Source organism: Phenylobacterium sp. (genome assembly GCF_041919955.1).
In the GTDB taxonomy this organism is placed as follows: Bacteria; Pseudomonadota; Alphaproteobacteria; order Caulobacterales; family Caulobacteraceae; genus Phenylobacterium.
This window is the reverse complement of the sequence record NZ_JAYRSU010000011.1, coordinates 85,564-99,149: the sequence shown is the minus strand read 5'-3', so window position 1 is coordinate 99,149 and position 13,586 is coordinate 85,564. Positions and strand designations below refer to the sequence as shown.

Genomic DNA, 13,586 nt, shown 5'->3' with positions numbered 1-13,586 from the left:
GCCATGATCAGACGCGCTCTCGGCGCCTTCGCCGGTGTCCTCCTCGCCGGTTGCGCAGCCCAGGAGGCGAGCGCGCGTCCGCCGATCTGGGTGGTGCGCGACGCAGACTCCGAACTCGTGCTGTTCGGCTCGGTGCACGTGCTGCCGCCGGGCCTGGACTGGCGACCGCCCGCCCTGGACGCCGCGCTCGCCAAGGCCGACGACCTGTGGTTCGAGCTGCCGATCGACGCCGCCTCCGAGGCCAAGGTCGGCCAGTTGGCCGCGGCCAGGGGCATGTTGCCGCCAGACCAGTCGCTGTCGAGGATGCTGTCGCCGGACGGCGCCCAGCGCCTGGAAAGGGCCGCCGCCGACCTCGGGGTCTCGATGGCGGTGCTGGACCGGCTGGAGCCGTGGTTCGCCGAGGTCGCCCTGGCCGGCGCCCAGTTCATGAAGTCGGGCGCCGACGCCAATTCGGGGGTCGAGAAGACCCTGGCCGCTTCGGCCCCGGCCAGCGCCGCCCGCAAGGCCTTCGAGAGCCCCGAGGAACAGATCGCCATCTTCGACGCAGCGCCCCTGCCGGAACAGATCGCCTCGCTGGAGGAGTCGCTGCGCGAGCTGGAGCGCAATCCGCGCGCCTATGACGAGCTGGTCGCGGTCTGGATGGCCGGCGACCTCAAGGCCCTGGACGACGACGCCCTGGGACCGATCCGCAAGGCCGCGCCGGGCCTCTATGCGCGGCTGGTCACCCAGCGCAACGAGCGCTGGATCAAGGCCATTCGCGCCCGCATGGACGGATCGGGCAAGACCGTGGTGGTGGTCGGCGTCGGCCACCTGGTCGGGGCCGACGGCCTTCCCATGCGCCTGCGGGCGCTTGGCTACGAGGTCGAAGGGCCTTAAGGCCGTTTCCCGGCATTCGGTAAGGAGCGGGCCATGAGCTACGAGACCCTGATCGTCGAGACCCCCAGCGCGGGCGTGACCCTGGTCCGCCTGAACCGGCCCGAGGCGCTGAACGCGCTCAACAGCCAGCTGCTCGGCGAGCTCTCCGCCGCCCTGGACGCGGCCGAGGCCGACGAGGCCGTGCGCTGCGTGGTGATCACCGGGTCCGAGCGCGCCTTCGCCGCCGGCGCCGACATCAAGGAGATGTCGACCAAGACCTATGCCGAGATGTTCAAGCAGGACTTCTTCGGCGCCAGCGCCCGGCGCATCGAGCAGTTCCGCAAGCCGATCATCGCCGCCGTCGCCGGCTACGCCCTGGGCGGCGGCTGCGAGCTGGCCATGCTGTGCGACTTCATCATCGCGGCCGAGACCGCCAAGTTCGGCCAGCCCGAGATCAACCTGGGCGTCGCGCCCGGCATCGGCGGCACCCAGCGCCTGACCCGCTTCGTCGGCAAGTCCAAGGCCATGGAGATGATCCTGACCGGCCGGATGATGGACGCCGCCGAGGCCGAGCGTTCGGGCCTGGTCAGCCGCGTGGTTCCCGCCGACAAGCTGGTGGAGGAAGCCCTGGCCGCCGCCGCCAAGATCGCCGGCCAATCGCCGCTGGCGGTGATGATGAACAAGGAGCTGGTCGAGACCGCCTACGAGACCACGCTGTCCACGGGCGTCGCGGTCGAGCGGCGGCTGTTCCACTCCCTCTTCGCCTTCGACGACCAGAAGGAGGGCATGGCCGCCTTCGTCGAGAAGCGCAAACCCGACTTCAAGGGCTCCTAGAGCGTGACAGCTTCAAGTGGAAACCGGTTGAAGCGACCGTCAAGCTCCATATTTTTGAAGATAGACCCTTTTTGTCCGCTTCAGGCGAAGCCGCCTGAATCGGAAAGGGTCTAGCGATGCGGCTGATCGCCTTCGGCGACTCCATGGTCGCCGGGGCGGGCGACCCCGACCACCTGGGCTGGATCGGCCGGGTGCTGCTCGGGCGCCGCTCGATCACCCTCTACAATCTGGGCGTCCGGCGCGACACTTCGTCGGACATCGCCGCCCGCTGGCGAGCCGAGGCGCAGGCGCGGCTGAGCGACCAGGAGCCGATGCGCATCGTCTTCTCGTTCGGGGCCAACGACTGCCACCTGGAAAACGGAGCGCCGCGCGTTTCGCAGGCCGGCACGCTGAAGAACGCGCAGGGCATGCTGACTGAGGCCGCGGCCCTTTGCCCCGTCATGATGGTGGGACCGCCGCCGATGGGCGACCCCGGGGTCTCCGCACGGCTCGAAACCCTGAACGAGCATCTGAAGACCCTGGCGGCCCGCCTGAAGGTCCCCTTCATCGACGTCTACCAGCCGCTGGAGGCCGACGGTCTGTGGCGCGCCGAGCAGCTCGCGTGGGACGGCGCCCACCCCGGCGCGGGCGGCTATCAGCGCATGGCCGACCTCGTCGGCGCCCATCCCGCCTGGCGCGCTTTCACGCTTCTCGATTAAAGCTGTCCACAGCGCATTGACCCGGCGAGCGCTGTCCCGTATATCCGCGCCTCCAATTTGCCCGCCCGGGTTTTGGCTCGGGCGCGATCCGTATTGAGAGCTGACACATGGCCAACACGCCCGGCGCCAAGAAGGCGGTCCGCAAGATCGCCCGCCGTACCGAAGTCAATAAAGCCCGCCGTTCGCGCGTGCGCACCTACCTGCGCAAGTTCGAAGAAGCGGTCGCTTCGGGCGACGCCGGCGCCGCCAAGAGCGCCTTCGTCGAAGCCCAATCCGAGCTGATGCGCGCCGTCACCAAGGGCGTCGTTCACAAGAACACGGGCTCGCGTAAGGTGTCCCGTCTGGCCGCCCAGCTGAAGAAGATGGCTGCGGCCTGAGGTTGAAGGGCCAAGCTTCGAGCTTGGCCGCTAACCTCCCAGAAAAATACGGATTTCCGACGCACCCGCGGGTTGAAAGACCCGCGGGCGTTTTATTTTGCGGCGCACCGCAACCATACACGCATGCGGCGAATCTTCTCAGTTAACGGAACGTTGAAATTCAGATTCCCTTGCCGTGCGGGGGCTGATTTTGAGTCAACGAAAATATCCGCTGGAGCGGCGAAGAATCACCGTTGACCCCCCAACGGCCCCGACTAGGGTGACAAACCTTAGAGACGACCTTCCATCTGATTGCGGATGATAGAGGCGGCGGCGGGGGCATTGCGCTCGCCGGATAAGGCTTTGTGTTTGTTAAACAAAGTACGTCTGGTGCGGGGGCGCTTCGACGGATGACGACAAAAGAGGTTGGGATGATGGCTGCTGGGGGCGTTGCGAATTCTGTTGTCGATACGCAGGCGACGACCGTCTGGTCGAAGACCTGTGCGACGCTGAAACGCGAGCTCGGCGAAGCCACCTTCGGCTCGTGGCTGGGCCAGGCTGTTCTGCGCGAGCGCGGGGACGAACTGTGCCTGGTCGCCGCCACCGGCATGGCCCGTGACTGGATCCGCCGCCATGCGTGGCGCCGGATCTGCGAACTGTGGACCCAGAACGACCCCATGGGCCGCAGCCTCGACCTGAAATCGCGCCTCGAATTCGACGCCGACCCCGCCCCCGGCGCGCCGGCCGCGCCGGTGATGCTGAAGCCCGAGGTGGTCGAGATCGAAGTCGCCCTGGACGCGATCGCCCCGGCGCCTGCCGGCGCCCGCAACGGCCGCCAGCAGGGCCTGCAGGACCGTTTCTCGTTCGAGACATTCGTCTCGGGCCCCGCCAACGAATTCGCCTTCGCCGTGGCGCGCCGGGTGGCCGCCTGGGCCGACGGACACTTCAATCCGGTGATCTTCCACGGCCCCTACGGCTTCGGGAAGACCCACCTGCTGAACGCGCTCGCCTGGGAAGCCATGCAGGCCGCGCCGGACAAGCGCGTGGTCTACATCACCGCCGAGCGCTTCACCTCGACCTTCGTCAAGGCCGTGCAGGACCGCCAGACCGCCGCCTTCAAGGACGAGCTGCGCAACGCCGACCTGCTGCTGATCGACGACGTCCAGTTCGTGGCCGGCAAGGCCTCGACCCAGGAAGAGCTGTTCCACACCCTGCTGGCCCTGGTCGAGGACGGCCGCCGCGTGGTGATGACCGCCGACCGCTCGCCCTCGGAGCTCCAGGAGATGGAGCCGCGCCTGCGCAGCCACCTGCAGGCCGGCCTGGTCTGCGGCATCGAGCCGGCCGACCGCACCCTTCGCCTCGGCATCCTCGAGCGCAAGCTGGCCACACTGGCCGCCCAGGGCCGCTTCATGCCCTCGGCGCGCCCCGAGGTGCTCCAGTTCCTGGCCGACCGCTTCACCGACAGCGTGCGCGAGCTGGAAGGCGCGCTGAACACCCTGGTGGCCCGCGTGGGCGGCGAGATCTCCCGCATGACCCTGGACGAGGCCCAGGCCATTCTGCGTCCGAACCTGGCCTGCACCGAGCGCCGGGTGACCGTCGACCAGATTCAGAAGACCGTGGCCGAGCACTATCAGCTCAAGCAGGCCGACCTGATCTCGGAACGCCGCGCCCGCGTGGTCGCCCGTCCGCGCCAGGTCGCCATGTGGCTGGCCAAGCAGATCACCACCCGCTCGCTGCCGGATATCGGCCGCCGCTTCGGAGGCCGCGACCACACCACCGTCCTGCACGCCGTGCGCCGGATCGACGCCCTGAAGGCCGAAGACCCGATGATCGCCCGCGACCTCGACGTCCTCCTGCGCAAGCTGCGCGGCTGACGCCTAAACTTCCGCCGTCACGGTGATCGCCCGGCCCATGCCGACGATCTCGCCGTCGCCGAAGGCTTCGGCCAGGGCGGCGGCGGCCGCTTCGGTCGCCGCGTCCAGTCCTTCGGGATCGCGGGCCTCGATCTCGCCGCGCAGCGGCGTGCCCAGGCAGAGGCCGCTCGCCGCATCCCGCGCGGAGGGCGAGCGCAACTCCAGGCTCACCACGTCGAAGCGCACAGCGCCGAAGCCGGCCGCCAGCAGCGCCGGCCCGATCGCCTCGCGGTCGTGATAGCCGAAGGGCGTGCGCGCAAAGAACGTCGGCGGGTCCTTCGGAAAGGCCTCCGCCACGGCCTCGGCGACGATGCGCGAGATGTCGTTGGCGGCCAGATCGTCCCAGACGCTGAACACGAAGCGCCCGCCGGGCGCCAGGACCCGACGCGCCTCGGCGAACCCCGCCGCCTTGTCCGGGAAGAACATCACCCCGAACTGGCACACGACCGCGTCGAAGCTGGCGTCCGCGAAGGGCAGGGCCTGGGCGTCGGCCTGCCGCCAGGCCACGTTCGGCGCAGCGCCCAGGGCCGCGGCGGTGTCGAGCATCGGCTGGTTGAGGTCGGTGGCGGTGATCCTGGCCCGAGGGGCCGCCCGCGCCAGGGCGCGGGTGACGCGGCCGGTTCCGGCGGCGGTCTCCAGCAGGTCGCCTTCGAACCCCTCGAACCTTCGCGCCGTGTCGCGAGCGTAGGGCTCGAACAGCATCGGGCCGAGGTAGCGCTCGTAGAGGTCCGGGATCGAACCGACGAAGGCGGCGTCCGTCATGGCGTCCTCCCTTGAGGGGCGGCGCCAGCATAACACGGGTTTGCGGCGTGACGGCTCCCTCCCGCAAGGGGAGGGAACGCCCCTACCGCTTCTTCAGGCTGCCCATGATGCCGCGCATCAGCTCGCGGGCGATGGTGCTGCCGGCCTGGCGCAGCAGCGACTTGGCGAAAGCCTCGCCCATCGACTGGCGGCTGGAGGCCCGCGCCCTCGGCTGGGCGGCTGGGCGGCTGGCGGGCTGGGCGTCCTCGGCGGCCTCGCGCGCGGCCGCGGCCGCGGCGCCGTCGGCGCGCGCCTTCAGCATCTCGAAGGCGCTCTCGCGGTCCTTGACCGTGTCGTAGAGGCCGCGGACCGGGCTTTGGCCCATGATCGCCGTGCGCTCGGCCGGGGTGATCGGCCCCAGGCGCGAGACCGGCGGGCGGATCAGGGTCTTCTGGACCACCGTCGGGGCGCCCTTCTCGTCGAGCACGCTGACCAGGGCCTCGCCAACGCCCAGGCCCTGGATCGCCTCGGCGGTGTCGAAGGCCGGATTGGCGCGGAACGAGTTCGAGGCGGCTTTCAGCCCCTTCTGCTCGGTGGGCGTATAGGCGCGCAGGGCGTGCTGGATGCGGTTGCCGAGCTGGCCCAGCACCGTCTCGGGAATATCGGCCGGGTTCTGGGTGACGAAATAGACCCCGACCCCCTTGGAGCGGATCAGCCGCACCACCTGCTCGACCCTCTCCAGCAACGGCTTGGGCGCATCACGGAACAGCAGGTGCGCTTCGTCGAAGAAGAAGGCCAGCCGCGGCTTTTCCGGGTCGCCCACCTCGGGCAGCTCCTCGAACAGCTCGCTCATCAGCCAGAGCAGGAAGGTCGCATAGAGCCGCGGGCTGGCGATCAGCTTGTCGGCCGCCAGGATGTTGACGTAGCCGCGGCCCGAAGCGTCGGTGCGCATGATGTCCGAGAGCTGCAGGGCCGGCTCGCCGAAGAAGCCGCCGCCGCCCTGGTCCTCCAGCACCAGCAGCTTGCGCTGGATGGTCGCCACCGTCGCCGGCGAGACGTTGCCGTACTTGGCGCCCAGCTCCTTGGCGTTCTCCGAGGCATAGGTCAGGGCCGCCTGCAGGTCCTTGAGGTCCAGCAGCAGCAGGCCTTCCTCGTCGGCGGCGCGGAACACCACCGTCAGCACCCCCTCCTGCACGTCGTTGAGGTCGAGCATGCGCGAGATCAGCAGCGGGCCCATCTCCGACACCGTGGCGCGGATCGGGTGGCCCTGCTGGCCGAACAGGTCCCAGAACACCACCGGCGCGGCGCGCGGCTCCAGGGTCAGGCCCATCAGCTTGGCCCGCTCCTCGAACTTCGGGTTCGGCGTCCCCGGCGCCGACACGCCGCAGAGGTCGCCCTTCACGTCGGCGGCGAACACCGGCACCCCGGCGTCCGACAGCCCCTGGGCCAGGATCTGGAGCGTCACGGTCTTGCCGGTGCCGGTCGCGCCCGCGACCAGCCCGTGGCGGTTGGTCCGATTCAGCAGCAGGTTTTCGAGGTGATCCGAAAAGCCGATCAGGACGCCGTCGGACATGGAGGTCTCCGCAAATCTGGTGAGGGCGAAGCTAGCCGCCCCGCGGCGTCAGCGCGATAGGCAGTTTTCGATCGTCCCCGGCCGTCATCCCGGTTTGCGCAGCAAGCCCATGAACGCCGGAGGGGTCGGGACGCGGCGCGACCCCGCCCCTTTCGGGTCGAGGCGCTGCGGCGCGGAATTTCGTTCCTGATCACCGATCACGAAAGCTCATTGCCGAATTTTCTTCGGTGACGATGAGGTTCTGCCGCAGTTCCGCGTCTTGACGGCATAGACACTCCCCATGCCCGTCGAACGGGGGTAGGGATGGTCGAAATTGACGCGGCGGGCCTGGGCCTCGACAGTCGGCCGAACCCCGCCACTTCAAAAAGAACCCATGCCCGCGCCTGCTTCAGAGTCCCATACCGTCCGCGTCTCACTCGTCATCCTGGCGGTGATCACCGCCGGCGCTGCGCTGTACTGGCTGCGCGGCATCCTCACGCCCCTGGCGCTGGCCGTCTTCCTGGCGGTGATGATCGACGGTTTCGCCCGCGTGCTGCGCTCGCGCCTGCCGGTGATCAGCGAGCGCGCCGCCCTGATCCTGGCCATCGTGTTGTCGGTCGTGCTGTTCGGCGTCTCCGGCCTGGTCATCGCCGACAACGCCAGCACCTTCGTCGGCCAGCTGGTCGCCTACACCCCGCGGCTCAACAACCTGATCGCCCAGGTCGCCGGCCTGTTCGGGATGGAGGTGCCGCCGACCATCAACGAGCTGTTCGCCCAGCTCAACGTCAGCGCCTATCTCGGCGACTTCGCCAAGGGCCTGCAGGGCTTCGCATCCGACGCCTTCTTCATCCTGATATATCTCGGCTTCATCATCGCCTCGCGGCGCGGCTTCCAGCGCAAGGTCATCGGGCTCTTCCCGCACCAGGCCGAACGCAAGGAGGCGCTGGCGGCCTTCCGCCGCATCCGCGACGGCGTGGAGCGGTACCTGTGGGTCCAGACGGTCACCGGACTGATGATCGCCGTCGCGTCCTGGATCGCCATGGTCGCGGTCGGGCTCGACAACGCCGTCTTCTGGGCGTTCCTGATCTTCATCGCCTCGTACATCCCGGTCATCGGCGGGGCGGTCGGCATCCTGGCGCCGCCGATCTTTGCCCTGATCCAGTTCGAGACCTTCTGGCCGGCTGTGATCCTGCTGGCGGTGCTGCAGGCGATCCAGTTCGTGGTCGGCAACATCGTGCTGCCGCGCATGCAGGGCGACAGCCTGAACATGGATCCCGTGGTGGTGCTGCTCAGCCTGGCCTTCTGGGGCCTGATCTGGGGCATGACCGGCATGTTCCTGTCTACGCCCCTGACCGTCATGGCCATGGTGATCCTGGCCCAGTTCGACGGCGCCCGCTGGCTGGCGGTGCTGCTGTCGGCCGACGGCCAGCCAGAGAAATTGCGCGAACATCCCGCCGGGTCTCCCGACGAACCTCCGACCGACGCGCCGCGTTCCCGGCCGTCACGCAAGCGTGAAACCAAAAGCTGAAACCCAGGGCCTTCAACTTGTCCGCTCTCTTCCTATCTAAAGTCCGTTCGGGAAACCCCCGAAACCAAGGCGGCTCAGGCGTCAGCCCCCGCCGCTGCGAGCCCCGAGCGCTCTACCTGTCCCCCCAGGGTGGAGCTAAGCGCCGCCGGACTCTCTCCTCCGGCGGCGCCCTCGCGCCGAAGGGGGTCTTCCAATGAGCAAGCGGCCCAAGCTGACCACCGCGCAGCGCAATCTCGTCGCCGCCTTCACGAAGCTGGCCGGCGAGGCGCCCTGCGCCCAGGCCTTCATTCTGCAGGCGGCCGAGGACGCCGCCCCTGACGAAGTCCCCGAGCTTTCCACCGGGCAGCTGGCCGGCGTGCTGGCCGACTTCTGGGCTTTCGCCGCCACGCGCAAGGGCGATGCGCCCGTCATCCGCCTGGCCCCCGTTGAAGGCGCGCCGAGCCTGGAGCGGCTCGAGATCCTGCAGGACGACGCGCCGTTCCTGGTCGATAGCATCATGGGCGAGATCGCCGACCAGGGCCTGTCGGTCCGCGCCATGTTCCACCCCGTGGTGGAGGTCGCGCGCGACAGGAAGGGCGCGCGCCAGGCCGAAGGCGCGACCCGCCGGGAGTCGATGATCCAGGTGATCCTGGAGCGCGTCGGCGCCGACCGCGAGAAGGCGCTGATCGAGGGCGTGAAGGCCGCCCTGGCCGACGTCGGGGCGGCGGTCGACGACTTCCCCGCCATGCTGGCCCTGATGGCCCGCACCATCGAGGAACTGGAAGACGTCCAGGGCGTGCGCGCCGAGGACCTGGAGTTCCTGCGCTGGCTGCACGACGAGCATTTCGTCTATCTGGGCGCGCGCATCTACGAGTATCCGCGCCTGAAGGACGGCGGCTACGCCAAGGAAGAGCCGCTGTTCCAGCCGGAGGACGGGCTGGGCGTGCTGCGCGATCCCGAACGCACGGTGCTGCGCCGCACCTCGGAGCCGGCCATCCTGACCGCCCAGATCGCCGCCAGCCTGGGCGCCGATCCGGTGACGGTCGCCAAGTCCAACCTGCGCTCGCGCGTCCACCGCCGCGGCTACATGGACTATGTCGGGGTCAAGCGGTACGGCGCCGACGGCAAGCCCTCGGGCGAGATCCGCTTCGTCGGCCTGTTCACCGCCGAGGCCTATGACGAGCCGGCGCACGAGGTGCCGCTGATCCGCGCCAAGCTCGCCCGCGTGCTGGACCGCGCCGGCAAGGCCCCCGGCAGCCATAACGAAAAGCGCCTGCGCAACATCCTGGAGACCTATCCGCGCGACGAGCTGTTCCAGGCCTCGGAAGACGACCTGCTGGCCGCCGCCCTGGGCATCCTGCATCTCTACGACCGGCCGCGCGTGCGGCTGTTCGAGCGGCGCGACCCGTTCGACCGCTTCGCCTCGGTGCTGCTGTTCGTGCCGCGCGAGCGCTATGACTCCGACCTACGCCAGCGCGCCGGCGAGATCCTGGCCGAGGCCTATGGCGGCCGGGTCTCGGCCTACTATCCCACCTTCTCCGACAGCCCCCTGGCCCGCGTCCACTTCATCATCGGCTTCCAGCCGGGCCATCACCTGCAGCCGAACCTGAAGGCGCTCGAGGCTCAGATCGCCGCGGCCACGCGCACCTGGGGCGACCGCTTCGCCGCCGCCGTGCGCGACTCCGGCCGCGAGACGAGCCAGGTCGCCGACATGGTCGCCCGCTACGCCGAGGCCTTCACCGCCGGCTATCGCGAGCGCTACGACGCAGCCGAGGCCCTCGCCGACATCGCCGTGCTGGAGAGCCTGAAGGACGGCGAGCCGGTCCGGATCCGCGCCTTCCGCCGCGCCGCCGACTCCAAGACCCAGCTGCGCTTCAAGCTCTATCATCCGGGCGCCCCCGCGCCGCTGGCCGACGTGTTGCCGATTCTTGAGAACATGGGCCTCAAGGCCATGGTCGAAAGCGGCTATCCGGTCATGCCGGCCGGCGGGCGGCGCGTGTATGTCCACGAGTTCGAGCTGGACGACCAGCACGGCGAGCACCTGGTGTTCGAGGACATCAAGGCCGCCTTCGAGGACGCCTTCACCGCGGTCTGGACCGCCGAGACCGAGAACGACGGCTTCAACCGCATGGTGCTGGAGCTGTCGATCTCGTGGCGCGAGGCGGCGCTGATCCGCGCCCTGGCGCGCTACCGCCAGCAGTCGGGCCTCGATCCCAGCCAGCGCGTGCAGGAAACCGCGCTGTCCAACCATCCGGGGGTGGCGCGGCTGATCCTCGACCTGTTCCGCACCAAGTTCGACCCGGCCATCGCCGCGGACCTGGCCACCCGCACCGCCCAGGCGGTGAAGGTGATGGACGAGATCGTCCAGGCGCTGCAGCACGTCGACAGCCTCGACGACGACCGGGTCCTGCGTCGCCTCGCCCTGCTGGTCGGGGCGATCAAGCGCACCAACTACTACCAGCTCGGCGAGGACGGCCGGCCCAAGCCCTATATCAGCTTCAAGGTCGCCTCGGGCGAGCTCGCCGACCTGCCGCTGCCCAAGCCCTATCGCGAGATCTTCGTCTGGGCGACGCACATCGAGGGCGTGCACCTGCGCTTCGGGCCGGTCGCCCGCGGGGGCCTGCGCTGGTCCGACCGCCGCGACGACTTCCGCACCGAGGTGCTCGGTCTGGTGAAGGCCCAGCAGACCAAGAACGCGGTGATCGTGCCGGTCGGCTCCAAGGGCGGCTTCTATCCCAAGCAGCTGCCCAAGGGCGGGGCGCCGGACGTGATGCGCGCCGAGGCGGTCCGCGCCTACAAGACCTTCCTTCAGGGCCTGCTGGACATCACCGACAACCTCGACGCCGAGGGCAAGGTGATCCACCCGCAGGGGGTGATCATCCATGACGGCGACGACCCCTATCTGGTCGTGGCCGCCGACAAGGGCACGGCGACCTTCTCCGACATCGCCAACGGCGTGGCCGAGTCCTACGGCTTCTGGCTGGGCGACGCCTTCGCCTCCGGCGGCTCGGCCGGCTACGACCACAAGGAGATGGGCATCACCGCCCGCGGCGCCTGGGAAGCGGTCAAGCGCCACTTCCGCGAAATGGGCAAGGACATCCAGGCCGAGCCGTTCACCGTGGTCGGGGTCGGCGACATGTCGGGCGACGTGTTCGGAAACGGCATGCTGCTGTCGAAGGAGACGAAGCTGCTGGCCGCCTTCGACCACCGCCACATCTTCCTCGACCCGGCCCCGGACGTCGCCAAGTCCTATGCCGAGCGCCAGCGGATGTTCGAGCTGCCGCGCTCGTCCTGGGACGATTACGACCGCAAGGTCATCTCCAAGGGCGGCGGGGTCTTCGCCCGCAGCCTGAAGTCGATCCCGCTCAGCAAGGAAGTGAAGGCCATGCTGGGGGTCGAGGCCGACGCCCTGTCGCCGGCCGAGCTGATGACGGCGATCCTGAAGTCGCCCGCCGAGCTGCTCTATCTCGGCGGCATCGGCACCTATGTGAAGGCCGGGCGCGAGGGCAACGCCGAGGTCGGCGACAAGGCCAACGACGCCATCCGCGTCAACGCCGGCGACCTGCGGGTCAAGGTGGTGGGCGAGGGCGCGAACCTGGGCCTGACGCAAGCCGGCCGTATCGAGTTCGCCCTGCGCGGCGGTCGGGTCAACACCGACGCCATCGACAACTCCGCCGGGGTCGACAGCTCCGACCACGAGGTCAACATCAAGATCCTCACCGGCATGCTCGAGCGCACCGGCGTCCTGGACCGCAAGAAGCGCGACAAGCTGCTGAAGTCGATGACGGGCGACGTGGCGGCGCACGTGCTCGACCACAACTACGACCAGACCCTGGCGCTTTCGCTGATGGACATGGACGCGGTCGGGGAGCTCGAGCCCCACGCCCGCTACATGGCCCATCTGGAGGCCCGCGGCCAGCTGGACCGCGCGGTCGAGGGCCTGCCGGACGCCGTGGTCATCGCCGAACGCCGCCAGGCCGGAAAGGGCCTGACCCGGCCCGAGGAGGCGGTGCTGCTGGCCTACGGCAAGCTGGAGCTGAAGGGCGACATGGCCGGAAGCCCGGTCGCCGACGACCCCTATTTCGAGGACCTGCTGGAAGGCTACTTCCCCAAGGGGGTGCGCAAGTACGACGAGGCCCTGCGCCGCCACCGCCTGCGCCGCGAGATCATCGCCACCGTGGTCGCCAACGACGCCATCAACCGCTGCGGCCCGTCCTTCCCGACGCGCCTGAAGGCGGCGGCCTCCTGCGACGTGACCGCCTTCGTCACCGCCTACGAGGCGGCTAAGGCGGTGATCGGCCTGCCGGCGATCTGGGACGCGGTCGGCGCCCTGGACGGCAAGATCCCGGCCGCGGGCCAGATGGCCCTCTACCGGCGCCTGGCCTACACCCTGCGCGGCGAGACCTTCTGGCTGGCTCGGCGGGCGGCGCGCGGCGGCCTGGGCGTCGAGGCGCTGATCAAGCGCTACGGCCCCGGCGCGGCGACGCTCAAGAAGCTGGTGCCCGAGATCCTCTCGCCGGTCGATCGCGACCGCCTGGAGATGCAGGTCAAGCGCCTGACCGACGCCGGCGCGCCCGAGGCCCTGGCTCGCCAGGTCGCGGGCTTGCAGCCCTTGACCGTGGCGGTGGACCTGGTGGACCTGGCCGAAGCCTCGAGCTGGACTCTGGAGCCGGCCGCACGGCTCTACCAGCAGGTCGGCAAGGCCTTCGCCTTCGACCGCCTGCGGGCGGCGGCTGGCGGCTTCACCGCCGGCGACGCCTTCGAGCGGACCGCCGTGCGCCGGCTGGTCGAGGACCTGCTGGCCGAACAGGCGGCCGTCACCCGCGCGGTGATAGCCTTCTCCGGAAACGCCCAGGCCGGCGCCAGCGAGGAAGCGGCCGCCGCCGCGATCGCCTCCTGGGCGGCTCTGCGCCGCGACGCCGCCGAGGCCGCCCGCAAGGCTGTCGAGGAGATCGAGGCGGCCGGCGGCGCCTGGTCCTTCGCCAAGCTCACCATCGCCAACGCGGCGCTGCGCGAACTGTCGATGGCCGACGGGAAGTAGCGCCGCCATCATGTGTCATCCCGGTTTCGCCAAAGGCGAAGACCGGGATGACAGTGCAATTGCTCCCAGCGGGGGAGCATCCGACTCGC

Annotated in this window: 9 protein-coding genes; 7 read left to right on the top strand and 2 right to left on the bottom strand. The window is 69.5% G+C overall.

Annotation, left to right across the window (positions count from 1 at the left end):
• Positions 1–3: 3 nt before the first annotated feature.
• The 5 genes from ACE3T2_RS11300 to dnaA all read left to right on the top strand — a co-directional run bounded on the left by ACE3T2_RS11300 (position 4) and on the right by dnaA (position 4,617).
• Entirely contained in the window at positions 4–876 is an 873-nt protein-coding gene (locus ACE3T2_RS11300; protein WP_374657320.1) for a TraB/GumN family protein, read from the top strand.
• 33 nt (positions 877–909) lie between these two features.
• Positions 910–1,689, top strand: a complete 780-nt coding sequence (locus ACE3T2_RS11295; protein WP_374657318.1) for an enoyl-CoA hydratase — start codon at positions 910–912, stop codon at positions 1,687–1,689.
• Between the two features lie 116 nt (positions 1,690–1,805).
• Positions 1,806–2,387 (top strand): GDSL-type esterase/lipase family protein, encoded by a 582-nt coding sequence (locus ACE3T2_RS11290; RefSeq protein WP_374657316.1) that lies wholly within the window; start codon positions 1,806–1,808, stop codon positions 2,385–2,387.
• Positions 2,388–2,494: 107 nt separating this feature from the next.
• The gene (rpsT, locus tag ACE3T2_RS11285; protein ID WP_374657314.1) at positions 2,495–2,764 is read left to right on the top strand and encodes a 30S ribosomal protein S20; all 270 of its coding nucleotides are present in this window, start codon (positions 2,495–2,497) and stop codon (positions 2,762–2,764) included.
• A gap of 410 nt (positions 2,765–3,174) precedes the next feature.
• Positions 3,175–4,617 carry a chromosomal replication initiator protein DnaA gene (gene dnaA / locus ACE3T2_RS11280; protein WP_374657312.1) on the top strand — a complete coding sequence of 481 codons (1,443 nt, stop codon included), beginning with the start codon at positions 3,175–3,177 and terminating at the stop codon, positions 4,615–4,617.
• Positions 4,618–4,620: 3 nt separating this feature from the next.
• Here dnaA and ACE3T2_RS11275 read toward each other — a convergent pair whose 3' ends face one another.
• Positions 4,621–5,418: a class I SAM-dependent methyltransferase gene (locus ACE3T2_RS11275; RefSeq protein ID WP_374657310.1), complete on the bottom strand. Its 798-nt coding sequence runs from the start codon at positions 5,416–5,418 to the stop codon at positions 4,621–4,623.
• A gap of 82 nt (positions 5,419–5,500) precedes the next feature.
• Complete coding sequence (locus ACE3T2_RS11270; RefSeq protein ID WP_374657308.1) at positions 5,501–6,970, bottom strand: helicase HerA-like domain-containing protein; 1,470 nt, start codon at positions 6,968–6,970, stop codon at positions 5,501–5,503.
• Between the two features lie 373 nt (positions 6,971–7,343).
• Here ACE3T2_RS11270 and ACE3T2_RS11265 point away from each other — a divergent pair, with 373 nt between their 5' ends.
• Positions 7,344–8,477, top strand: a complete 1,134-nt coding sequence (locus tag ACE3T2_RS11265; RefSeq protein WP_374657306.1) for an AI-2E family transporter — start codon at positions 7,344–7,346, stop codon at positions 8,475–8,477.
• Positions 8,478–8,670: 193 nt separating this feature from the next.
• Positions 8,671–13,497: an NAD-glutamate dehydrogenase gene (locus ACE3T2_RS11260; protein ID WP_374657304.1), complete on the top strand. Its 4,827-nt coding sequence runs from the start codon at positions 8,671–8,673 to the stop codon at positions 13,495–13,497.
• The last annotated feature ends 89 nt before the right edge of the window (positions 13,498–13,586 follow it).